Source organism: Ensifer adhaerens, assembly GCF_000697965.2.
Taxonomy (GTDB): domain Bacteria; phylum Pseudomonadota; class Alphaproteobacteria; order Rhizobiales; family Rhizobiaceae; genus Ensifer; species Ensifer adhaerens.
This window is the reverse complement of record NZ_CP015880.1, coordinates 3,130,855-3,152,165: the sequence shown is the minus strand read 5'-3', so window position 1 is coordinate 3,152,165 and position 21,311 is coordinate 3,130,855. Positions and strand designations below refer to the sequence as shown.

Sequence of the window (21,311 nt, the reverse complement as noted above, 5' to 3'; positions counted from 1 at the left end):
CGCCTTGCGGCCCTCGATATTTGCAGTCTTCCGCCGCCTTCGGCTGGCGGGTCGGATAAATTACTCCTGTTCCAGCATCAGTGTCGCGAGCGGCGGCAGGGTGATGTTGGCCATGATCGCTCCCGTGCTGTTCTTCTCGGCAAAAACCGCGCCGCCATTGCCCTTGCCGCTTCCTCCATAGATTTCCGCGTCGCTGTTGAGGATCTCCTTCCAGCGACCCTTGACCGGCAGCGGGATGGCGTAGCTTTCCCGGTAGACGGGGGTGAAATTGGTGATGACGGCGACCAGTTTTTCGCCGGGCGCCTTGCGCAGCCAGGCAAAGACCGAGTTGTCGCGGTCGTCGGCCAGCAGCCATTCGAAACCTTCGCCTTCGCAATCGCGCGCATGCAGCGCCGGCTTGGCGCGGTAGGTGCCGTTCAAGTCACGCACCAGCCGTCGCATGCCCTCGTGCAGATGGTATTCGAGCAGGTTCCAGTCGAGCGCCCGATCCTCGGACCATTCGCGCCATTGCGCGAACTCCTGACCCATGAACAAGAGCTTCTTGCCGGGATAGCCCCACATGAAGGCGTAGTAGGCCCGGAGATTGGCGAACTTCTGCCAGTCGTCGCCGGCCATCTTGGCGATCAGCGAGCCCTTGCCGTGCACGACCTCGTCATGGGACAGCGGCAGCACGAAGTTCTCGTTGAAGGCATAAAGCAGGCCGAATGTCAGGTCGTTGTGGTGGAACTTGCGGTGCACCGGCTCGCGCGACAGATATTGCAGCGTGTCGTGCATGAAGCCCATGTTCCACTTGAAGCCGAACCCGAGACCCCCCGCATGGACCGGATGGGAGACCTTCGGCCAGGAGGTCGATTCCTCGGCGATCGTCAGGATACCCTTGTGAGAGCCGTATATTTCCGTGTTCAGCGTCTGCAGGAAACGGACGGCCTCGAGGTTCTCGTTGCCGCCATATTCGTTCGGCACCCACTCGCCGTGCTTGCGCGAGTAGTCGAGGTAGAGCATCGAGGCGACCGCATCGACGCGCAGGCCGTCGACATGGAATTTTTCCGCCCAGTAGAGCGCATTGTTGACGAGGAACGACAGCACTTCCTGGCGGCCGAAATTGTAAATCGCCGTGTTCCAGTCGGGGTGGAAGCCTTGGCGCGGATCCTCGTGTTCGTAGAGTGCGGTGCCGTCGAACCAGCGCAGGCCGTGCTCGTCGGTCGGGAAATGCGCCGGCACCCAGTCGAGGATGACGCCGATGCCGACCTTGTGGCAGCCGTTGACGAAGCGGGCAAAACCTTCGGGCTCGCCGAAACGGGCGGTCGGCGCATAAAGACCGGTTGTCTGGTAGCCCCAGGAGGGGTCGAAAGGAAACTCCGAGATCGGCAGAAACTCGATATGAGTAAAGCCCATGTCGACGCAGTAGGGGATCAGCCGGTCGGCAAGCTCGTCCCAGGAGAGCATCTCGCCATTGTCGCGGCGCTGCCAGGAACCGGCGTGCACTTCGTAGATCGAGATCGGTTGCCGTCTTGCGTCGGCCGAGGCCCAATGCTTGCGGTGTGCCTCGTCGTCCCAGGTCTGCGCGATTTCCGGCGTGGTCATCGAGGCCGTGTTCGGGCGTAGTTCGGAGCGCCGGGCAAAGGGATCGGCCTTGAGCGGCAGACGCGTGCCGTTGCGGTCGAGGATCTCGTACTTGTAGACAAGGCCCGCATCGACGCCGGGAATGAAGATTTCCCAGATGCCGGTGTCGGTGCGCAACCGCATGACGTGGCGACGGCCGTCCCAGTCGTTGAACTGGCCGACGACCGAAACACGCTTCGCATTGGGTGCCCAGACGGCGAAATGGTAGCCGCTGGCACCGTCATGCTCGATCGGGTGCGCCCCCATCTTGTCGAAGAGCCTGAGATGCGAGCCTTCGCGAATGTAATAATCGTCCATCGGCCCGAGAACCGGACCGAAGCTGTAGGGATCAACGACCACCCATTCGCCGCCCTGATTGCGGGCGCGGTAGCGGACGGGCTGTGGCTTCTTCAGCGCCACCGGGCCTTCGAAGAAGCCGGCATCGTCGCGCCGTTCGATCGCCCCCAGGTCCTTGCCCGAGAGCGTTTCGACCGTCACCGTCTCGGCATCGGGGATGAAGCAGCGGGCAAGGACGGTCTTGCCGACGGGGTGCACGCCAAGAACCGCAAAGGGGTCGTCATGCGTGCCCTTGAGGATGGCCGCGATATCCGGGGCTGACAGCAGACCTGAAGCTGCGGGTTCCGGGTCCTTGCCGGCCGAGGGCGTCATCCAGCTCTCCAGATTTCCCCGGCATATTGCCGGATGGTGCGATCGGACGAGAACCAGCCCATCCTTGCGGTGTTGCGGATTGCCTGCGCGTGCCAGTCGGACGGCGTCGTCCAGAGCTGGTCGAGCTCGCGCTGCGCCTTGGCGTAGGCTTCGAAATCGGCAGCGACCATGAACCAGTCGTGATTGTAGAGACCTTCGACGAGGCTTGCGAAGCGATTGCGGTCATCGGGCGAGAACACGCCGGACGCAATCGCCTGCAGCGCCTGCGACAGCTCGCGCGAGCCTTCGATGATGGCGCGCGGGTTGTGACCTTCGGCTCGTGCCCTGGTCACCTCTTCGGCGGTCATGCCGAAGATCTTGATGTTTTCCTCGCCGATCCAGTCGCGCATTTCGACATTGGCGCCGTCGAGCGTACCGATCGTCAAGGCGCCGTTCAGCGCGAACTTCATGTTGCCGGTGCCCGATGCTTCCATGCCGGCCGTCGAGATCTGCTCGGAAAGGTCGGCAGCCGGAACCATGATCTCGGCGAGCGAGACGTTGTAGTTCGGCACGAAGACGATCTTCAGGAGGCCGCGCACCGCCGGATCGTTGTTGACGACACGGGCGACGTCGTTGGCCAGTTTGATGATCAGCTTGGCATTGTGATAGCTCGGCGCCGCCTTGCCGGCAAAGAGCTTGACGCGCGGCACCCAGTCGAGCTCCGGATGGGAGCGGATCTGGTCGTAGAGCGCCACCGCCTCGATGATGTTGAGGAGCTGGCGCTTGTACTCGTGGATGCGCTTGATCTGGATGTCGAACATCGCCGACGGATCGAGCCGGATGCCGAGGCGGCTCTGCACGAGCTGCGCGAGGCGCACCTTGTTGGCGCGTTTGACCGCGGCGAAATGTTCCTGGAAGTCCGCCTTGTCGGCGAAGACGTCGAGCGCCTGCAGCGCCTCGGTATTGTCCATGAACTCGTCGCCGATCGCGTCGCGGATCAGTCCGAAGAGACCGGGATTGCACTGCATCAGCCAGCGGCGCGGCGTAATGCCGTTGGTCTTGTTGTTGATGCGGTCCGGGTAGAGCTTGTGCAGGTCGGCAAACACCGTTTCCTTCATCAGCTCGGTGTGCAGTGCCGAAACGCCGTTGATCGAGTGCGAGCCGACAAAGGCGAGATTGCCCATGCGCACGCGTCGTTCGCCGCTTTCGTCGATCAGCGAGATGTTGCGGATTTCGTCGTCCGTGGCGCCCTTCTGGCGGCGGGCCTCGATCAGGATCTTGGCGTTGATCGCATAGACGATCTGCATGTGGCGCGGCAGCAGGCGCTCGATCAGCGGTACCGGCCAGCTTTCGAGCGCTTCGGGCAGAAGCGTGTGGTTGGTGTAGGAGATCGTGCGGCGGGTGATGTCCCAGGCCTGCTCGAAATCGAGGCCGTGCAGGTCGGTCAAGAGCCGCACCAGTTCGGCAATGGAAATGGCTGGATGGGTGTCATTGAGCTGGATGGCGACGGCGTCCGGCAGCGAGTTGAAGTCCGGGTATTGCTGCAGGTGACGGCGCAGGATGTCCTGCAGCGAGGCCGAGGAAAAGAAGTATTCCTGGCGTAGGCGCAGCTCCTGGCCCGCTGGCGTCGCGTCGGCCGGATAGAGAACACGCGTCAGGCTTTCCGCCTTGTTGCTTTCGCGAAGGGCGCCGATGTGGTCGCCGGCGTTGAAGGCGGCCAGCAGGATCGGGTCAATCGGCTGCGCGGTCCACAAGCGCAGCGTGTTGACGCGTTTTGCCCGCCAGCCGACGGCGGGCGTGTCGAAGGCGGTGGCGATGACGCGCTCGGCCGGTTTCCACACGAAACGCTGGATTTCCTCGTCGACATTGGCGGTTTCGACCACGCCGCCGAAGCCGATTTCGTAAGAGCTTTCGCGGCGTTCGAATTCCCAGGGGTTGCCGTGGGCAAGCCAGGTTTCGGGTAGTTCCACCTGCCAGCCATCGGCCATCTGCTGGCGGAAGAGGCCATGCATGTAGCGGATGCCGTAGCCATAGGCGGGTACGTCGACGGTCGCCATCGATTCCATGAAACAGGCAGCCAGCCGTCCGAGACCGCCATTGCCGAGGGCCGCATCCGGCTCGAGCTGGGCGACGACATCGATATCGACGCCGAGGGAGGCGAGTGCGTCGCGCATCTCGTCCATCAGGCCGATATTGGTCATCGCATCGCGCATCAGCCGGCCGATGAGGAATTCGAGCGAGAGATAATAAACGCGCTTGGCGCCGGTTGCGTAGGTCTTGCGGGTGGAGTCCATCCACTTGTCGGTGATGCGGTCACGCGCAACCAGGATCGCCGCCGTCAGCCAGTCATGGGGCTTGGCGACCTTCGGGTCCTTGCCGATGCGGTACTTCAGACGTTCGAGGATTTCGACGGCGAGCTGGCTAGGTTCAGACGACCTTGGGGCGGGCTGCGGCACGTCGTTGGTGGAGAGCCTGTTCATCATGAAACTGTCTTTACCCTTTTGCGTTGGGAGATCGCAGGCCGGACCCGACCGGGGATAAAGCCAATTTATGCATCGATCCGAAGCGCTTGCAACAGATGTTTTTAAATGGATTAGACTTGTCTCAGACGGTGGAGAACGTATCCCGCCGAAACGCAAAATGCCGCCCGGCGGGGCCGGGCGGCATCGTCAGCGATGTGGTCTGTCTTACCTTGTCAGGCGTGCCATCTTGCCCGAGGTGGTGGCGCCGATTTCACCGAAAACCTTGACCAGAGCTGCGGCATCTTCCGGCGACTTGTAGTCGGCTGTGCTGCTGGCGCATCGGCTGAGCACCGATTTTCCCTGGATCGGCGCCATGAAGGCGATGGTGAAGACGCGAATGCCGGCGTCCTTGGCATCCTGGCACGCCTTGAGCGTTGCCGTGTCGGATTTGGAATCCTGGGCTTTGTACTTGTCGAGTTCCGGTTCCGGCTTTGGCGCCGCCGGGATGGTCAACGCCTTTCCTTCGAAATGTGTGTTCGCCCCATCGGTCATGAAGACGATGTACTTTTTCGGCGTCAGGCCGTTGGAAGCCGTGTGCGCGTCGTTTTCGCCCTTGAGCTTCAGATCCGTGACGGCCTTGGCGAAAGCGCCGCTCGAATCCGTGCCGCCGTTCGCCTCCAGGTTCTTGACGTAGGTACTGGCCTTCGTCGTGCCCCAGGCCAGTTTCTCTTCCGGGAAGATGGAGCTGCTATAGGAAACAGCGCCGACACGGACATACTTGTTGTCGGGGTCCATCTCGGTGAGTGGCTTCAGCAGCGTCTCAACCGCGGATTTCAAGGTCGTGATCTTGTCGATCATGCAAGGGCTGGTCTCAGAGATGCTCTTGCCCCAGTTCTCCGCCGTCCAGTTCTTGCACTTGGTGCGCTTCTCGTCCTTCACATTCGTCACGAAGGCCATCGAGCCCGAGCGGTCGAGCACGAGATACATCGACATGGCGTTCTTGGTTTCCGTCGCGCTCTCGGCAACGGCTACCGTTTCCAGATTGACGGACTTCTGTCCGAGCAACCGCGTCATGGGGTTGAGCTGAATTGTCTGCTTGTTGACGATCGTGACCTTGAAGGCCTTGTCGCTCTTGCCGACAGTCGTCATGACGATGTCGACCGTCGGCTGAACCTGGGTCTCCGTCGGGTCGGTCACGCCGCCCGCGGAAGCGCTGCTGGTGCCCGGGTCGCTGCCGCCGGCTCCACCGGGCAGATCGGTCGAGCTTGCGCCCGACTGCGCCTTCAGGAAGTTCAAGGCGATTTCCTTGGCCTTCTCGGTCGCCAGGGTATCCTTGTTTGCAACGAGTGCGGACGCAGCCGCAAGTGCTGCAGCGTCGGCTGCATCCTGCATCTGGTTTTTCGTCGTCATCATGGTGGCCAGATCGACGGCGACGCCGCCGGCTGCCAACACCAATGGCGCCGCGAGTGCTGCCATGATGCCAAAATTGCCACCCCGGTCCTTGAGCATAGCTACGAAGGACCGGCCTACCGTGTATCGTCTTCCCATCTTTGCACACCCCAAAGGAACACGTTGCAAGCTTGGGGGCATCAATAGCGGCGATGGCTTACGATATCGTTCCGGCAATCCTTGCAATTTTAATGGATTGCCGGAAAACCGGTTGTTGTAAGGGGTTCTGCGGCACCCTGTCTGTTCCGAAGCGGGAATCGGCCTGTGCCAAATCGGGTCACGGTACCGGAATGACGTCGACCGCCTGTTTCGTCGTTTGGCTGCCGTAGCTTTTCAGGACCCCGATGACGGGCGCGACATCGCCGTAGTCGCGGCCATGGCCGACGACGATATGGTCGGTTCCAGCCGGAATATTGTTGGTCGGATCGAGTTCGAGCCACCCACCGGTTGTGCCGCACCAGACGCGCACCCAGGCGTGCATGGCATCGGCCCCCTCCAGGCGCTCCTTGCCGGGCGGAGGGATCGTCCTTAGGAAACCGCTAACATAGCCGGCAGGGATGCCGAGGCTTCTGAGCGCCACGATCATGACATGGGCGAAATCCTGGCAGACGCCGCGCTTGAGCTTGAACGCTTCTGCCGGCGTCGTGTTCACGGTCGTCGCCTCGCCGTCATAGGCGAAGTCGCGATGGATGCGGTCACACAGTGCAACGGCGATCTGGCGCACGGTCATCGTGTCGGTAATGGTGTCACGCGCGTAGGCGGCAATGTCGGCGACCTCGGGCAAGAGTGGGCTCGGGCCGGCGAAGTGATGCGGCGCGTCGGCATCGACGGACCAGCAGGCCGCAAGCTCGGCCGGCAGGCCGGTGAGGTCAGGGGAGAAGTCCGCGGTCAGGGCCTGTGCTTCCACCTGCACGCGCGCCTGCATGCGGATCGTCAGGTCTGCATGCGAGTTGCGAAAGAGAATCGACGTAAACGGGTTGGCGAAGAAGTCGATGCTCTCGGTACGTTCGGCCGGCATGGGATGGCAGCTGAGCGAGCCGACGACGAGACGTTGGCGACCGGGCAGCGTCGCCGGCAGCACGCGCACGAGGTGGCGGCCGCCGGACACCGGCACTTCGTAGTCATAGATGATCTTCAGGCTGATGTCGTAAAGCATGGCTAGCCGAGATAGGTGCGCGCGAGCAGATCGGACAGGCTTTCGAGATCCCGCTCCAACCGATTGTAGACGCCGAGGTTCATGGCTTCCGGTGTCATCACCGCCAGGCCCGAATGCAGCCGCATCGCCTCGCGGTAGAAGGAGGACATCTGGCCGTTGACGAAGGCGTTCGGCAACAGCTCGACCTCGGTCTTGATCTCATTCAACTGGTAAAGCACCGAGCGCGGATTGAGCGGATCGAGCGCCAGGAGGTCGGTGACCGTCAAGGCGGCGGTGCTGACATTGTAGCGCCGGCGATGGGTCATGACGCTGTCGCCGATTTCGAGCAGCATGTCATAGGCGCCATCGGGCGCATCCGGCCCCGACATGTGGCCGAGCAGCCGGGTCATGTGCAGGCCGCGCTCGATATAGCGGCCGATCGAAAGGAAGCGCCAGCCGGTGAAGCGGTACATGTTTTCATGCACGAGACCGGCAAAGCCGGCGAGCTTGCGCAGGAGCACGGTGATCGCGCGGGTCGCGTCGTCGCCGGCCTGCACCGTCGCGTGGAACTTGCGCGCCGTCTGCGACAGGTCGTTCAGTGCCAGCCAGCCGTCCGGCGAGAACCGGTCGCGGATGTTGCCGGCGCTGAAGAGGGCGCTTGCGATATTGGCGAGCAGGCTGTCGGGCACAGGCTGGCGCGCATCGATGTCGAGGGCTGCGAGATAGTCGCCGACATCCTTAAGGAGCGGCAGGTCCGGATCGGCGGTTTCGGCGAAGCGGCCGTGCCAGGCGCGCAGGATGCGTAGCGCCCCTTCCGCACGCTCGATATAGCGGCCGAGCCAGAAGAGATTGTCGGCCGCCCGGCTCGGCAGGCTTCCCGGCATGTTGCGGGTGAAACTTTCCTCGGCCGGAAGCAGCGTCGTGCGCTCGACCGGTCGGTCGCTGACGATCCAGACATCGGCGGCGGTGCCGCCCGCCTGCATCGCGATCGCGGCGACATCGTCGCCGGAGCCGATGCGGGCAAAGCCGCCTGGCATAATCTGCCAGCCGTCGCGGGTGCGTGCCGCAAACACCCGCAGGCTCATCGGCCGCGGCGTCAGCCGCCCGCGCACCCAGGCAGGGGTGGTCGAGAGCGTGACCACCTCCTGGCCCACGAGCTTGCCGCCCTCGGCGCTAAGCCAATCTGCGATCGAGGCTCGAGCCTTCTCATCAAGCGTACGGCCGAGTACCGACTGGCCATTGTCGTCGAAGAAAGGGCGGGTCTGGTAGGCGGGGCCGATGACCATGCGGTCGAGGTTGGCGGCGACCTGTTCGCGTTCGGCGCCTTGGCCGCACCACCAGGTGGCGATCGAGGGCAGCTTCTGTTCCTCGCCCAGCAGATGGCGGCAGATCGCCGGCATGAAAGCGAGGAAGGCGCGGGTTTCGACGATGCCGGTGCCGAGCGCGTTCACGATTGAGACCGAGCCGGCCCTGAGCGCCTCGACAATGCCGGGTGTGCCGATATGCGAGGACTGATTGAGCTCGAGCGGATCGGCAAAGGCCGCGTCGAGACGACGCCAGAGCACGCCGATGGGCTTGAGGCCGGCGACGGTGCGCACCATCACCCGGCCGCCGAGCACGGTCAGATCCTCGCCTTCAAGCAGCATGAAGCCCAGATAGCGGGCGATATAGGCATGTTCGAAATAGGTCTCGTTGGCGATCCCCGGCGAAAGAACGGCGATGCGGTCGTCCGGGTGCAGCCGGCGGCTCTGCAGCGTGTCGCGGAACTCGCCAAAGAAGCCGGCCAGCCGGTGGACGTGGCTTTCGGCATAAAGATTGGAGAAGGCACGCGTGGTCGCGACCCGGTTCTCCAGGGCGAAGCCGGCGCCCGAAGGTGCCTCGGTGCGATCGGACAGGACCCACCAGTTACCGTCGGGGCCACGGCCGATCTCGAAGGAGACGAAATGCAGGAAGTGGCCGTCGGCCGGTTTGACGCCGACGAGCGGGCGCAGGAACTCCGGATTGGAGGCGACGAGCGCCGGCGGCAACAGCCCTTCGCGCACCAGCCGGTTCTCGCCATAGATGTCGGCGACCACCTTTTCCAGAAGTTCGGCGCGCTGCACGAGGCCTTGCGAGACGTGCGCCCATTCCTTTTCGTCGATCAGAACCGGAATGTGCGACAGCGGCCAGCTTCGCTCGGAACTCTCCTTGGCGCCATAGACGCGATAGAACACGCCGGCGTCGCGCAGATAGCGGTCGGCGCGCGCGAAGCGGTTGGCAAGTTCGGTCTCGTCGAGCCGCCCAAGCGTCGCGAGCAGCCGCTGCCAGACCGGGCGGACATTGCCCTCCTGGTCGAGCATTTCGTCGGCAATGCCCGGTAGGGCACGGTAGCCGAAGACCGGATCGTCGTCGGTGCCCGGATGGTTTGCGGCCGCTGTCTGCTTCTTCGGCATTTACGCTCCTGGTGGACGCCTGAGATCAAGCGTCATCGGGAATTCCGTCGACGGGCTTTCGGGGCGCAGCGGATAGCCTCCCGGCGTATGGCCCCAAGGCTCGAACCGCGCCAGGCGTCGCGCCTCCGCCTCGTTGCCGTTGACCGGAAACGTGTCGTAGTGGCGCCCACCCGGGTGGGCGACATGGTAGATGCAGCCGCCGATCGCCCGATTCGACCATGTATCATAGATATCGAATGTAAGGGGAGTGTTGACCGGTAGCACCGGGTGTAGCCCTGAGGCCGGCTGCCACGCCTTGTAGCGGACGCCGGCCACCGCCGTGCCATTCGAACCAGTGCGTGTGAGCGGCAAGGGCCGACCGTTGCAGGCGACCGTATATCGCTCGGGATTGGCGGTATCGAGCTTGACCTGCAGCCGTTCGATCGAGCTGTCGACATAGCGCACGGTGCCGCCGATCGCGCCCTGTTCGCCCATCACGTGCCAGGGTTCGAGCGCCTGACGGATTTCGAGCTTTGCCCCCTCGTATTCGACCTCGCCGCAGAAGGGGAAGCGGAACTCGAGCTGGGCCTCGAACCATTCCGGCTTCAGATCGAAGCCATGCGCCCGGAGATCGGCGAGCACGTCGAGAAAATCCTGCCAGACGTGATGCGGCAGCATGAAACGATCGTGCAAAGCTGTGCCCCAGCGCACGAAGCGACCGTCGACCGGGTGTTTCCAGAAACGGGCGATGAGGGCGCGCACCAGCAATTGCTGGGCAAGCGACATGCGGGCGTTCGGCGGCATCTCGAAACCGCGGAACTCGACGAGGCCGAGGCGGCCGGTGGGCCCGTCAGGCGAAAACAGCTTGTCGATGCAGATCTCCGCCCGATGGGTGTTGCCGGTGACATCGACGAGCAGGTTGCGGAACAGCCGGTCGACGAGCCAGGGCAGGGGCGGCGGCGTTGCAGAGCCCGGCATCGGCACCTGCGCCAGGGCGATTTCGAGTTCATAGAGCTGGTCGTGCCGGGCTTCGTCGATACGCGGCGCCTGCGAGGTCGGGCCGATGAAGAGGCCGGAGAACAGGTAGGAGAGCGAGGGATGCCGCTGCCAGTGCAGCACCATGCTTTTTAGCAGATCCGGGCGGCGCAGGAACGGGCTGTCATTCGGATTGGCGCCGCCGACGACCACGTGATTGCCGCCGCCGGTGCCGGTGTGACGGCCGTCGATCATGAACTTGTCGGCACCGAGCCGGCTCTGGCGCGCCTCCTCGTAGATCGCCGTGGTGATATCGACGCAGTCCTGCCAATGGGCGGCCGGATGAATGTTGACCTCGATGACGCCCGGGTCCGGCGCAACGCGGATGACGTTGATGCGCTCGTCCTGCGGCGGTGCATAGCCTTCGATGTGCACGGGCAGGCCGATCGCAGCGGCAGCGCGCTCCGCAGACGCGATCAGATCGAGATACTCCTCGACGCTGGTCGTCGGCGGCATGAAGACGCAGAGCCGGCCGTCGCGCGGCTCGACGCTGATGGCGGTGCGCACCAGTCCGGCGATCTCGTCGCGCGGCGCCGGGAGCGGCGTTTCCGGAACTTCCGAGGCCTGGAAGCGTGCATGCTGCGTGCGGGCGCTGCTTTCGCTGAAGTCCGGCAAATCGTCGCGCGGGACCGTCGGATCGACCGGATGGATATAGGGGTAAGCGGAGGGCGCGACATAGGGTAGGGCGCCGAGCGGAAGGCGATAGCCGACGGCGCTGTCGCCGGGAACGAGGAAGATGCGGCCACGGCGCGTCTGCCATTTCTCGCTCATCCACTTCACGCCGGTGGCGCGCGCGTTCCAGGCTTGCACCGGCAGAACATAGCCGGTCGGCGCCGTCAGGCCGCGCTCGAACACGCGGGCCATGCGGCTGCGCTCCTCGGGATCCTTCAGCTTGGAGTTGGCAGGATCGACGTTGTCGGGGAGGTTTGCCTCCTTCAGCAGCCAGTCGGCCGGGTCTTCGAAGGCCGGCACGACCATTTCGGTCGGCAGGCTCAATTCGCCTGCGACCAGATGCAGCAGGCGTTCGGCATCCGCTACCGTCACGTCGTGGCGGCTGGTCTCCTCGGCGATCAGGTCCGGCCGGCGCCAGATCGGCACGCCGTCCTTGCGCCAGTAGAGGGAGAAGGTCCAGCGCGGCAGGGTTTCGCCCGGATACCATTTGCCCTGGCCATAATGCAGGAAGCCACCGGGGGCGAAGCGTTCGCGCAGCCGGCGGATCAGTGTGTCGGCCTTCTCGCGCTTGGTTGGTCCGACGGCCTCCGTGTTCCATTCCTCGGACTCGAAGTCGTCGATCGCAACGAAGGTCGGCTCGCCGCCCATCGTCAGGCGGATGTCGTTTTCCTCAAGCTCCCGGTCAACCTTCCCGCCGAGTGCATTCAGCGCATCCCAGCTTTCGTCGGAGAAGGGTTTGGTGATGCGCGGGTGCTCGGCGACGCGCCTCACCTTCATGTCGAAAGCGAAGTCGGTGCGGGTCTCGGGATCGCCGAAAAATTCTCCGGAGATCGGCGCGGCGTTGCGGTAATGGGGCGTTGCGGCAAGCGGAATGTGGCTCTCGCCGGTCAGCAGGCCCGAGGTCGGGTCGAGCCCGACCCAGCCGGCGCCGGGCAGGTAGACTTCGGCCCAGGCATGCAGGTCGGTGAAGTCGTGGTCGGTGCCGGAGGGGCCGTCGAGGGCTTTCAGATCCGGCGTCAGCTGAATGAGATAGCCGGAGACGAAGCGGGCGGCGAAGCCGAGATTGCGCAGGATCTGTACGAGCAGCCAGCTGGAATCGCGGCAGGATCCTCTTGCCGATGTCAGCGTCTGCTCCGGGTCCTGCACGCCCGGCTCCATGCGGATCACATAGCCGACTTCCTTCTGCAGGCGTGCGTTGAGCCCGACGACCATGTCTATGGTGCGCTGGCGGGAACGGTCGACCGTTGCCATGAAGGCGGAGAGCGCCGGGCCGAGCGGCTCCGGCGTCATATAGATCCGGAGATCGTCGCTGAGATCCTCGGGGTAGGGGAAGGGCCAATGTTCGGCCTCTTCCTCGACGAAAAAGTCAAAGGGGTTGTAGACGGTCATGTCGGCGACGAGATCGACTTCGATTTTCAGCTCGCTCACCGGATCGGGAAAGACGAAACGGGCGAGGTAGTTGCCGTAGGGGTCCTGCTGCAGGTTGACGAAATGGTTGCCGGGCGAAACCTTCAGCGAGTGGCTGATGACCTTGGTCTTGGAATGGGCAGCGGGCTTCAGCCGGATGATCTGCGGCGAGAGGCTTACGGGACGGTCATAGATATAGTGGGTCAGGTGATAGATACTGGCCTTGATCGACATGCCGGATTTGATCCCCTTCGTGGCGGGTCTGACGCCCCCCATCGCCACGAAGTTTGTGCAATGCAAATCGAGAATGCAAGCGCGAAAGCGCCCGCAGAAAATCAGGGCGGCGCAACGCATTCGCACGCCCGGACGGGCGTGCGAAACATTGGCCATCCTCGGTCAGACGATCGGCGGATTGATGCGGGCAAAACCCTCCTGGCGGTAGTAGGGGAAGTAGGGGTAGGCCGGCGTCGTTCGGCTCGCCGCGTCGAGTCGGGCGATCTGGTCCGCTGACAACGACCAGCCGACGGCGCCGAGGTTCTGGCGAAGCTGCTCCTCGTTGCGGGCGCCGATGATGACGCTCGAGACCGTCGGGCGCTGCAGCAGCCAGTTGATGGCGATCTGAGGGATCGTCTTGCCGGTTTCCTCCGCGAGCTGGTCGAGCACGTCGACGACATCGTAGAGCTTCTCATCATCGACCGGTGGGCCGAAGGCCGCGGTGTCGTGCAGGCGGCTGCCTTCGGGCCACGGCTTGCCGCGGCGGATCTTGCCGGTGAGACGTCCCCAGCCGAGCGGGCTCCAGACAAGAGCGCCGACGCCTTGGTCGGCGCCCAGCGGCATCAGTTCCCATTCGTAGTCGCGTCCAACCAGCGAATAGTAGACCTGGTGGGCGACGTGGCGCACGAGGCCGTGCTTCTCCGAGACAGCCAGCGATTTCATCAATTGCCAGCCGGCAAAGTTTGAGGCACCGACGTAGCGCAGCTTGCCGGCGGCAACCAGACTGTCGAGTGTCGAAAGCACCTCCTCGACCGGCGTTCCCGCGTCGAAGGCGTGCAGTTGCAAAAGGTCGATGTAGTCGGTGCCGAGCCGCTTCAAGGCATCGTCGACGCCCTTGACGAGACGCGTGCGCGACGTGCCGGCGTCGTTCGGTCCGTCGCCCATCGGCAATGCCATCTTGGTGGAGAGAAGCACGGCATCACGCCGGCCCTTGATGGCCGCGCCGAGCACGCTCTCGGACGCACCGTCGGAGTAAACGTCTGCGGTATCGAAGAGATTGACGCCGGCTTCGAGCGAGATGTCGATCAGCCGCCGGGCTTCCGCGGCGTCGCTGTTGCCCCAGGCGCTGAAGAGCGGCCCCTTGCCGCCGAAGGTGCCGGCGCCGAAGCTCAAGGCAGGCACTTTCAGTCCCGATGATCCAAGCCGTCTGTATTCCATGTCGTCAAACTCCTCGTTGGTTTTGTCTTTGCGAGAGCGGAAGTCCGCTCGCCCACCAGGAGAAGGTGGTATCGCAGCCATTTGCGATGTAGACCGGATGAAAGAACATCATTTGTGAGTTGAAGTCACATGTCGCGCTTGTCTATCAACCGTTCGGGGGAGATGGCGGTTTTCGCCAAGGCGGTGGAGCTCGGCGGCTTTTCGGCCGCCGCAAAGGTCTGCTGCATGACACCCTCGGCCGTCAGCAAGCTCGTGCAGAGGCTGGAGGAAAGGCTCGGCGTCCGGCTCATCAACCGCTCGACGCGGCGGCTGCAGCTGACGGCGGAAGGCTGTGCCTTCTATGAGCGGGCGGTGCGCATCCTTGCCGATATCGACGAGGCGGAGCGCGAGGCGGGTTCAGGCGAAACGCCCGAGGGCCGCGTGCGGCTAAACGTCAGCGCTTCCTATGCGGTGCATGTGCTGATGCCGGTGCTGCCGGAGTTTCTCTCGGCCTTTCCATCGGTCTCGCTCGATATCCTGCAGACCGACGCCGTGGTCGATCTGATGGCGGAGCGGGCCGACATCGCCGTGCGCGCCGGTCCTCTGAAGTCTTCGAGCCTGATCGCCCGCAAGCTCGGCAGCACGTCGATGACGATCGTGGGCGCGCCGTCCTATCTTCAACGGTTCGGCATGCCCGAGAGTGTCGGCGACCTCGAAGCGATGAACAGGCTGAGCCATAGCTATGCGCGTTCGATCGATGGTTGGCCGCTCCTGTCGAACGGGGAGCCTTTCACGCTGGCGCCGACGGAGCAGGTCCGCGTGAGCGACGGCGAGGGTTTGCGCCAGCTTACGCTCGCCGGTGTCGGGCTGGCGCGACTGCCCACGTTTACGGTCAAGGAGGATATCCGTTGCGGCCGGCTGACGGCGGTCGCCGAGCACTTGAACCCGGGCGACATCGAGGCATTCCATGCGGTGTTCCACGGGCAGGGTGGAGCCCTGCCGGCGCGCGTGCGGGTGGTACTTGATTTCCTGGCTAAGCGCGCGCGGATTTCATCGCCTTGAACGGCTGGTGCGTCGCTTCGGCCGGCTGGCCGCAGACGCGATTGCGGCCCTCGGACTTGGCGCGATAGAGCTCGTTATCGGCAAGTTCGATCAGGTGCTTCCAGCCACCGTTCGCGCTGCGGCCCTCGGCCACGCCAAAGCTGGCGGTGACGTTCAGCTTCCGTCCGTCGGCAAGGACGATCGGTTCGTGCGCGAGGTTGACCCTGATCCTTTCGGCAAGGGCAAGGGCGGACTCGATGCTGTCGCCGGGCGTGATCACGGCAAACTCCTCACCGCCGAAGCGGGCGACGAGATCGGAATTGCGCACGGAATTGCGGATGATGCGGGCGGTTTCCTGAAGCACGATGTCGCCGATCAGATGGCCGTGGGTATCGTTGATCTGCTTGAAATGGTCGATGTCCATCAGGATCAGACAGGCGTCCTGATCCTTGCCGTCCGTGTCTTCCGCGCCGCCGATCAGCTCCAGCGCGCGGCGGTTGAGCAGGCCGGTCAGTTCGTCGGTTTCCGCCTGGCGTTCGAGATGCTGCATCAGCAACGTGCGCTCGTCGAGGCGCTGGCGCAGGATGTCGATCGCATCGAACAGGCGCCCCATTTCGCCTTCTCCACCCTTGCCCTGAAGGCGCGCGATCGGGCGATCATTGGCAAGCTCGATGATGCTGTGGCGCGCAAGAAGCAGCGGTTCGAACACCAGCGATCGGGCGCGCCGCATCAAGATCAGCAACATCAGGAAGAGCGAGAAGGTCGCAAGGCTCGCCACGGCGAGCTTGATCGACGCGCGGGTCTTGTTGGCGGACAGGCGCTCGACGGTCGAATCCATGAAGGCGCGACGCAGATCTTCGAGCGGTTTCATCTTCGGGACGAAAAGGTCGGTGAGCTGTTCGGCGGTCATCGGGTAGTCGCCCGAGCGTTTACCGACGGCGACGATGTTGTCGATGATTGCAAAACCTTCGGCAAAGAACTCGCGGTCGATCTTGGCGAGATCGCCGATCTTCGACGGATCCAAGCCTGGAAGCGCGCCCGGCTTGCCGACGATCGCCCAGACCTCCTGCAGCCTGCCGCGCGTGCGCTCGCTGTCGGCCAGATTCTTGATCGCGAGCGGCTTGCCGACGGCAACGGGCGCCATGACGTGCGAGCCGAGGCGCCCTCCGTCCTCACGCAGATTGGCAAGCATCTGGGCTGCAAGGGCAATGCCCGCAAGGTTCGGGTCGGTGTTGGTCAGGCGCTGAATGTTCCAGTCGATCGCGGGGCGAAGCGCATCGATCACGCCGAACATGGCCTCGATCGTCGCTTCGATTTCGGCAAGGTTCCGCCGTTCCGGCGGAAGGGCCGCAATGCGATCGACTTCCGCACGCGCGAGTATCAGCCGACGATGGACCTCGACCAGGATTGGCGAAAGCGCGCCGGCCGGTTCGGAGCGGCTGGCATTGTCGATGTCGGCGGTGATCTGAGCCAATGCCGCGTCGCTGCGGGCACGAAACTCCGCCAGCCGCGCCTGGACAGTCGAGCCGGGCGCTACGCCAAGGCCGAGCACACCGTTGGACGGGCCACGTTCGGCCGAGAGGTAGTTTGCGGCGTCGAGGACGCGGCAAAAGGCCATGACTTCCGTCAGGTTGCGGCGCGCGACGACAAAGTCGCTATAGGATGCGGCGATGATTTCGGTCGCAAGAATGCCCGTGCAGGCAACGACGATCGCCACCAGCCATTGGAGCTTGCGTCGCAGGGCCTTGGCCGTACGCGCTTCCCCTACGCCCATCTGAGGGGACGCATAGGTGCTGCCCTTATTGCTCATTTGCGCGAAGTTGCTCCACTCACGTCGCCGCCCGTCTGCTCGACAATCGCGACAAATTCTTGCCACCCGACAAGAAACCCATCCGAAATCAGTGTGCTTGCCGCCCCTGCTATCGTATAAGATGTTAAATATGCTTGAAATACCCTGAAATACTAGGGGCTATTCCGCAACCGAGGGATGCGCCCGGCGCACGGCAGACCCCAGCTTTGCGGCCCCCGTATTCGCTTTCCGGTCCATGATCGCAATAAATCCTGCCCGCCTTCTTGCCGAAAGCGGGCCTGGACTTGGTTGGTCGTCATTTTACTTCAGCAACTCTTCACGGCAACGTGATCTGTGCTGCCGCCTAAAGCGCCGCGCGTCTTATCAGACGGGCTAAGGTCGCTGTAACACTTTGATTTTCTGCAAGTCTGTTCCCTTACGTCGAGGACGATTTAAGGAGACAAGCAGTCGTCTCAGCGCTTCGGCCCGACCAGTGCGAAGAGGGCGCCCTGCGGGTCGAGCGCCTGAACGATCCAGGCGCCTCCGGGGACCTCCATCGGCTCCAGCACGATCTTGCCGCCGCCAGCCTTGATGCGTTCGATGGCGGCATCGATGGCCGGTACGTTGATGTAGTAGAGCCAGTAAGGCGCGGGCACTTCCTTCGGCTTGGTCATCATCCCGCCGATCGGGGCGCCGCCATGGGCGAAGATCTGGTAGATGCCCATTTCGCCCATGTCCATGCCCTGGTCCTTCGTCCAGCCGAAGAGTTCGGAATAGAAGGGAAAGGCGGTGTCGAGGTCGCCCGAGGCAAGCTCGTGCCAGCCGATCAGTCCGGGCGCCATCGGGTCGGTGACCGGCGGCGGATCGCCCGTACCCTTGAAGATCGAGAAGACCGCGCCGTGCGGATCGGTGACGACGGCGAAGCGCCCTATACCCGGGATATCGTCCGGCGCCCGGTGCACCTTGCCGCCCTTGGCGGCGATGCTGGCGGCGCTCACGTCGACATCGTCGACGCCGACATAGCCGAGCCAGGCGGGCGGCACGTTCATTTCGAGCGCGCCTTCCGGCATGGTCATCAATCCCGCCACCGGAATCTCGCCGACGTTGAACAGCGTGTAGCTGATGCCGGCCATGCCGGCATCGCTGGCGGCCCAGCCGACCACGTCCTTGTAGAACGTCTCGGCGGCCGCCATGTCGGTGGTCATCAGTTCGTACCAAACGAATTTGCCGTGATCTGCCATTGCCTTCCTCCGGTTTTGCTCTGGCGCGGCGTATCTGGCGCCACTTGTTTGCCTGTTCGAATGAACTGTTGTCGGGTCAGCCTGACATGATGCATGGCCGAACAGCCAAGGCCGTCGTCAGCGCGGCTTTCAATCCCGACGTAGGTATTCCGCCGTCATCAAGTCTTTCCAGTTTCCGTCCGCTGTCTGCGCCTGCGCCGTCAGCAGCCGACGGGATGGCCCGGCAAGCGTGATGACGTCGCGGTAGCGCATGGTCCTGCCGGGGTTTTCGAAATCTGGCCCCTCGCAGTAGAGGGAGAGGGACGTGCCGTCCGCGTCCAGTTCTCCGTCATAGATCCACATGTGGCTCATCATCGAACCGACCCAGGTGCCGACGTAACGTTTTGTCTGCGGATTGAAGCCGAGCGTCATCAGCGTCTGGCCGAAACTGCCGCCCGGCATCGTTCCCTGACCCTCGCAGACGATCCAGAGGCCTTCGAGTGACCGGACATGCTCGGTCCAGGGGCCACTGCCATCGGGCTCGCCATCGGAGCCGGCCGCGCGAACGTGCCAGTCGCCCAGCAATTGCTCGAGCCAGCGGTGCGCTTCTTCCGGTTCTGCTCTCACGGGATTTCCTTCTTGACCGGGCGCAGACGTTCGGCCCGGCACGCGAGCGTTCTCAAAACGATTTTGCGGGCGAAAAGTTCCGTCCGCCGGGATGCGGACCTCAGCCCGCCTTGCGTCCGGGCTCCCGATCATATTCGTCGTGGCGGCGAACGAAGCTCATGGTCCCGTCCTCGTTGCGCCCCTTGGGTGCGCGGTCGAGCAGCATCAGTGTGCCCACGAGTTCCTCGAGCCCGCGGGCATAGGACGAATAGGTGTGGTAGATCGTGCCGTCCTCGCCCTTCTGGAAGGCGCTGAGACCGGGCAGTTCCTCATGCGCATTGGCGCTTTCTATGTCGGTGAAGTTGTACCCGACTTTGCCGCTTGCGAGCTCGTCTGGCGAAAAGGCCACGTGGAAGTCATGGTTGAAGCCGTTGCCTTCCGCCGAGACCCAGGGGAAATCCCACTCCATGCGTTTCTTGTAGGTTTCGATCTTTGCGAGCGGCGCGTTCGATGCGGCGACCAGCGTCACGTCGTGATGGTTGAGGTGCGGCAGCATGCCGGCGAAATGATCGACCAGGAAGGAGCAGCCGGGGCAACCGGCCTCCCAGGTGGGGCCGAACATGAAATGGTAGACCATGAGCTGGCTGCGGCCGTCGAAAAGCTCGGACAGGGATTTGCGGCCCGCCCGCGTATCGAAGACGTAGGTCTTTTCCATCTTCACCCAGGGCAAGGCCAGCCGGGCGGCATTGACCTTGTCGCGTGCGTGGGTGTGTTCCTTTTCCAGCGCAAGCAGATCTTTGCGCGCTTTCAGCCACTCTCCAGGCGATACCACTGCGTGATCCTGTCTCATGCCCGTTCCTCCTTCCAACGTTGCACTTGACTATTTACGTTGATATCAACATTAATCGGGCATGTCAAAAATGCCGCTTGTTTCGTTCGACACTACCCTGCATGTGAAGGACACCTGCCTCTGCCTGCATGTGCAACGCGCAGCGCGCGCCATTGCCCGCCGGTTCGACGAGGCGCTGCGCCCGCTCGATATCACCAACGGACAGTTCTCTCTCCTGATGTCGCTCAACCGCCCGGCGCCGCCCAATATGGGCTCGGTGGCGTCGCTTCTTGCCATGGACCGGACGACCTTGACGGCGGCGTTGAAGCCGCTGGAACGGCGCAGCCTGGTCGAAAGCTTCCCGGATGCCGACGACCGGCGGTCGCGGCGATTGCGGCTGACGACCGAAGGGCAGGCGCTGCTGGCGCGCGCCGTGCCGATCTGGCGGAACCTGCATGAGGCGCTCGATCCGGTGCTCGATGACGGCGGTTCGGACCGCCTGCGTGCCGATCTCTTAAGGCTGGCTTGACGCGCGGCCGGTCAGTCCTCGGACGGCTCTGGCGCGGGGCGCTCCTTGAGCACCTCGATCACCTCGGCGATCAAGGCAGAGGCCTGCCGCAGCCGTCGTTCGCCGAGTGCGCCGCCCAGGCCGTCCGCCCAGGCCGCCTGCCGCTCCTTGATGTCGTGCAGTGCCGTTTCTCCCGCCGCAGTCAGAACCATGAGCTTTGCCCTCTGGTGGGTCGGGTTGTCCCTGTAGGCGATCAGCCCTTCGGCCTCCAAGAGATCGGCGATGCGCTGCACCCCCTGGCGCGCAAGGCCGAGCGCGCGTGCCGCATCGGCAACCGACATCGGCGCATGGTTTGCCGCGGCCAGCACCTGCCAGCGGGCGCTCGTCTGTCCGGAAGGTTTGGCGAGTGCGTCGCCGGCCTGCGTCAGCGGGCCCGCTAGCCGCAGTACCGATATGGCGAACTCCGCAAAGGCGTCTCCGGCGGGTGTCCGATCGGGATCTTTCATGTTGACAGCACCACCGTCGTGTGAATGTTTGTATGACATCATGTTGTCATGATGCGGTCGTTTCAGCAAGTCAATTTAGCAAGGGAGATGAGAGCATGGCGAGAAGGACTTACAGCGGCGGTTGCCATTGCGGCAAGGTCAGATACGAAGCGACTTTCGATCTCGATGCGGGGACGACGCGATGCAATTGCTCGTTCTGTGGCAAGGCCCGCTACTGGGGTGCACAGGTCCAGCCGGAGGATTTTCGCCTCCTGTCACCGGAAGATCAGGTTGGGCTCTATCAGTTTGGCGCCAAGGTTGGCAACCACCGCTTCTGCCCTGCCTGCGGCATCGCCTCCTATAGCCATGGTTATGTCGAGGAACTCGGCGGCGCTTATTGCAGCATCAATGTCGCAACGCTGGACGATGTCGATCCGACGGTCCTGGCTAAGGTGTCGGTGCAATATCTGGATGGCCGGAACGACCGCTGGGATGAAACGCCTGCCGAATTCCGTCATCTCTGACGCGTGCGAGATCTCGCACCTATTTGACAATATATTGTCAATATGGCATATGGACTGCATGAGTTTCACCTGGCAGCA

Annotated in this window: 15 protein-coding genes; 3 read left to right on the top strand and 12 right to left on the bottom strand. The window is 63.5% G+C overall.

Annotated elements, in window-relative coordinates; genetic code table 11:
- Positions 1-60 precede the first annotated feature (60 nt).
- From glgB to FA04_RS15395, 7 genes are all read right to left on the bottom strand, one after another.
- Complete coding sequence (gene glgB / locus FA04_RS15425; protein WP_034786849.1) at positions 61-2,271, bottom strand: 1,4-alpha-glucan branching protein GlgB; 2,211 nt, start codon at positions 2,269-2,271, stop codon at positions 61-63.
- A complete protein-coding gene (locus FA04_RS15420; protein WP_034787265.1) occupies positions 2,268-4,730 on the bottom strand; it encodes a glycogen/starch/alpha-glucan phosphorylase in 2,463 nt (820 codons plus the stop codon). Before FA04_RS15420 ends, glgB begins: the two co-directional genes overlap by 4 nt.
- 207 nt (positions 4,731-4,937) lie before the next feature.
- Positions 4,938-6,221, bottom strand: coding sequence for a vWA domain-containing protein (locus FA04_RS15415; protein ID WP_256385302.1), 1,284 nt, complete (start codon positions 6,219-6,221; stop codon positions 4,938-4,940).
- A gap of 217 nt (positions 6,222-6,438) precedes the next feature.
- Positions 6,439-7,317: a transglutaminase family protein gene (locus tag FA04_RS15410; RefSeq protein WP_034786844.1), complete on the bottom strand. Its 879-nt coding sequence runs from the start codon at positions 7,315-7,317 to the stop codon at positions 6,439-6,441.
- Between the two features lie 2 nt (positions 7,318-7,319).
- On the bottom strand, positions 7,320-9,728 hold the full coding sequence (locus tag FA04_RS15405) for a circularly permuted type 2 ATP-grasp protein (RefSeq protein ID WP_034786842.1): 2,409 nt from the start codon (positions 9,726-9,728) through the stop codon (positions 7,320-7,322).
- Entirely contained in the window at positions 9,729-13,055 is a 3,327-nt protein-coding gene (locus tag FA04_RS15400) for a transglutaminase family protein (protein ID WP_034786839.1), read from the bottom strand.
- 162 nt (positions 13,056-13,217) lie between these two features.
- Positions 13,218-14,252 (bottom strand): aldo/keto reductase, encoded by a 1,035-nt coding sequence (locus FA04_RS15395; protein WP_034786838.1) that lies wholly within the window; start codon positions 14,250-14,252, stop codon positions 13,218-13,220.
- 129 nt (positions 14,253-14,381) lie between these two features.
- On the opposite strand from FA04_RS15395, the gene FA04_RS15390 reads away from it, so the two are divergent.
- Positions 14,382-15,293, top strand: coding sequence for a LysR family transcriptional regulator (locus tag FA04_RS15390; protein WP_034786836.1), 912 nt, complete (start codon positions 14,382-14,384; stop codon positions 15,291-15,293).
- Here the strand turns inward: FA04_RS15390 and FA04_RS15385 are convergent.
- From FA04_RS15385 to FA04_RS15370, 4 genes are all read right to left on the bottom strand, one after another.
- Positions 15,265-17,082, bottom strand: a complete 1,818-nt coding sequence (locus FA04_RS15385) for a GGDEF domain-containing protein (protein ID WP_064817010.1) — start codon at positions 17,080-17,082, stop codon at positions 15,265-15,267. The two genes, FA04_RS15390 and FA04_RS15385, sit on opposite strands and share 29 nt — an antisense overlap.
- 452 nt (positions 17,083-17,534) lie before the next feature.
- Complete coding sequence (locus tag FA04_RS15380) at positions 17,535-18,302, bottom strand: VOC family protein (protein ID WP_034786835.1); 768 nt, start codon at positions 18,300-18,302, stop codon at positions 17,535-17,537.
- A 129-nt stretch (positions 18,303-18,431) separates the two neighbouring features.
- Positions 18,432-18,908, bottom strand: a complete 477-nt coding sequence (locus tag FA04_RS15375) for a DUF1579 domain-containing protein (protein WP_034786833.1) — start codon at positions 18,906-18,908, stop codon at positions 18,432-18,434.
- Positions 18,909-19,008: 100 nt separating this feature from the next.
- Positions 19,009-19,737 carry a DUF899 domain-containing protein gene (locus tag FA04_RS15370; RefSeq protein ID WP_034786831.1) on the bottom strand — a complete coding sequence of 243 codons (729 nt, stop codon included), beginning with the start codon at positions 19,735-19,737 and terminating at the stop codon, positions 19,009-19,011.
- Positions 19,738-19,798: 61 nt separating this feature from the next.
- On the opposite strand from FA04_RS15370, the gene FA04_RS15365 reads away from it, so the two are divergent.
- A complete protein-coding gene (locus FA04_RS15365) occupies positions 19,799-20,245 on the top strand; it encodes a MarR family winged helix-turn-helix transcriptional regulator (RefSeq protein ID WP_034786829.1) in 447 nt (148 codons plus the stop codon).
- A gap of 11 nt (positions 20,246-20,256) precedes the next feature.
- On the opposite strand, the gene FA04_RS15360 is transcribed toward FA04_RS15365, so the two are convergent.
- Positions 20,257-20,730 (bottom strand): MarR family winged helix-turn-helix transcriptional regulator, encoded by a 474-nt coding sequence (locus tag FA04_RS15360; protein ID WP_034787245.1) that lies wholly within the window; start codon positions 20,728-20,730, stop codon positions 20,257-20,259.
- 95 nt (positions 20,731-20,825) lie between these two features.
- Here FA04_RS15360 and FA04_RS15355 point away from each other — a divergent pair, with 95 nt between their 5' ends.
- Positions 20,826-21,233 carry a GFA family protein gene (locus tag FA04_RS15355; protein ID WP_034786827.1) on the top strand — a complete coding sequence of 136 codons (408 nt, stop codon included), beginning with the start codon at positions 20,826-20,828 and terminating at the stop codon, positions 21,231-21,233.
- The last annotated feature ends 78 nt before the right edge of the window (positions 21,234-21,311 follow it).

What these genes read in the sequence shown, in the direction of transcription:
- glgB (WP_034786849.1), bottom strand. Translation starts at nt 2,271, where the DNA reads ATGACGCCCTCGGCCGGCAAGGACCCGGAACCCGCAGCTTCAGGTCTG.
- FA04_RS15420 (WP_034787265.1), bottom strand. Translation starts at nt 4,730, where the DNA reads ATGAACAGGCTCTCCACCAACGACGTGCCGCAGCCCGCCCCAAGGTCG.
- FA04_RS15415 (WP_256385302.1), bottom strand. Translation starts at nt 6,221, where the DNA reads ATGCTCAAGGACCGGGGTGGCAATTTTGGCATCATGGCAGCACTCGCG.
- FA04_RS15410 (WP_034786844.1), bottom strand. Translation starts at nt 7,317, where the DNA reads ATGCTTTACGACATCAGCCTGAAGATCATCTATGACTACGAAGTGCCG.
- FA04_RS15405 (WP_034786842.1), bottom strand. Translation starts at nt 9,728, where the DNA reads ATGCCGAAGAAGCAGACAGCGGCCGCAAACCATCCGGGCACCGACGAC.
- FA04_RS15400 (WP_034786839.1), bottom strand. Translation starts at nt 13,055, where the DNA reads ATGTCGATCAAGGCCAGTATCTATCACCTGACCCACTATATCTATGAC.
- FA04_RS15395 (WP_034786838.1), bottom strand. Translation starts at nt 14,252, where the DNA reads ATGGAATACAGACGGCTTGGATCATCGGGACTGAAAGTGCCTGCCTTG.
- FA04_RS15390 (WP_034786836.1), top strand. Translation starts at nt 14,382, where the DNA reads ATGTCGCGCTTGTCTATCAACCGTTCGGGGGAGATGGCGGTTTTCGCC.
- FA04_RS15385 (WP_064817010.1), bottom strand. Translation starts at nt 17,082, where the DNA reads ATGAGCAATAAGGGCAGCACCTATGCGTCCCCTCAGATGGGCGTAGGG.
- FA04_RS15380 (WP_034786835.1), bottom strand. Translation starts at nt 18,302, where the DNA reads ATGGCAGATCACGGCAAATTCGTTTGGTACGAACTGATGACCACCGAC.
- FA04_RS15370 (WP_034786831.1), bottom strand. Translation starts at nt 19,737, where the DNA reads ATGAGACAGGATCACGCAGTGGTATCGCCTGGAGAGTGGCTGAAAGCG.
- FA04_RS15365 (WP_034786829.1), top strand. Translation starts at nt 19,799, where the DNA reads ATGTCAAAAATGCCGCTTGTTTCGTTCGACACTACCCTGCATGTGAAG.
- FA04_RS15360 (WP_034787245.1), bottom strand. Translation starts at nt 20,730, where the DNA reads ATGAAAGATCCCGATCGGACACCCGCCGGAGACGCCTTTGCGGAGTTC.
- FA04_RS15355 (WP_034786827.1), top strand. Translation starts at nt 20,826, where the DNA reads ATGGCGAGAAGGACTTACAGCGGCGGTTGCCATTGCGGCAAGGTCAGA.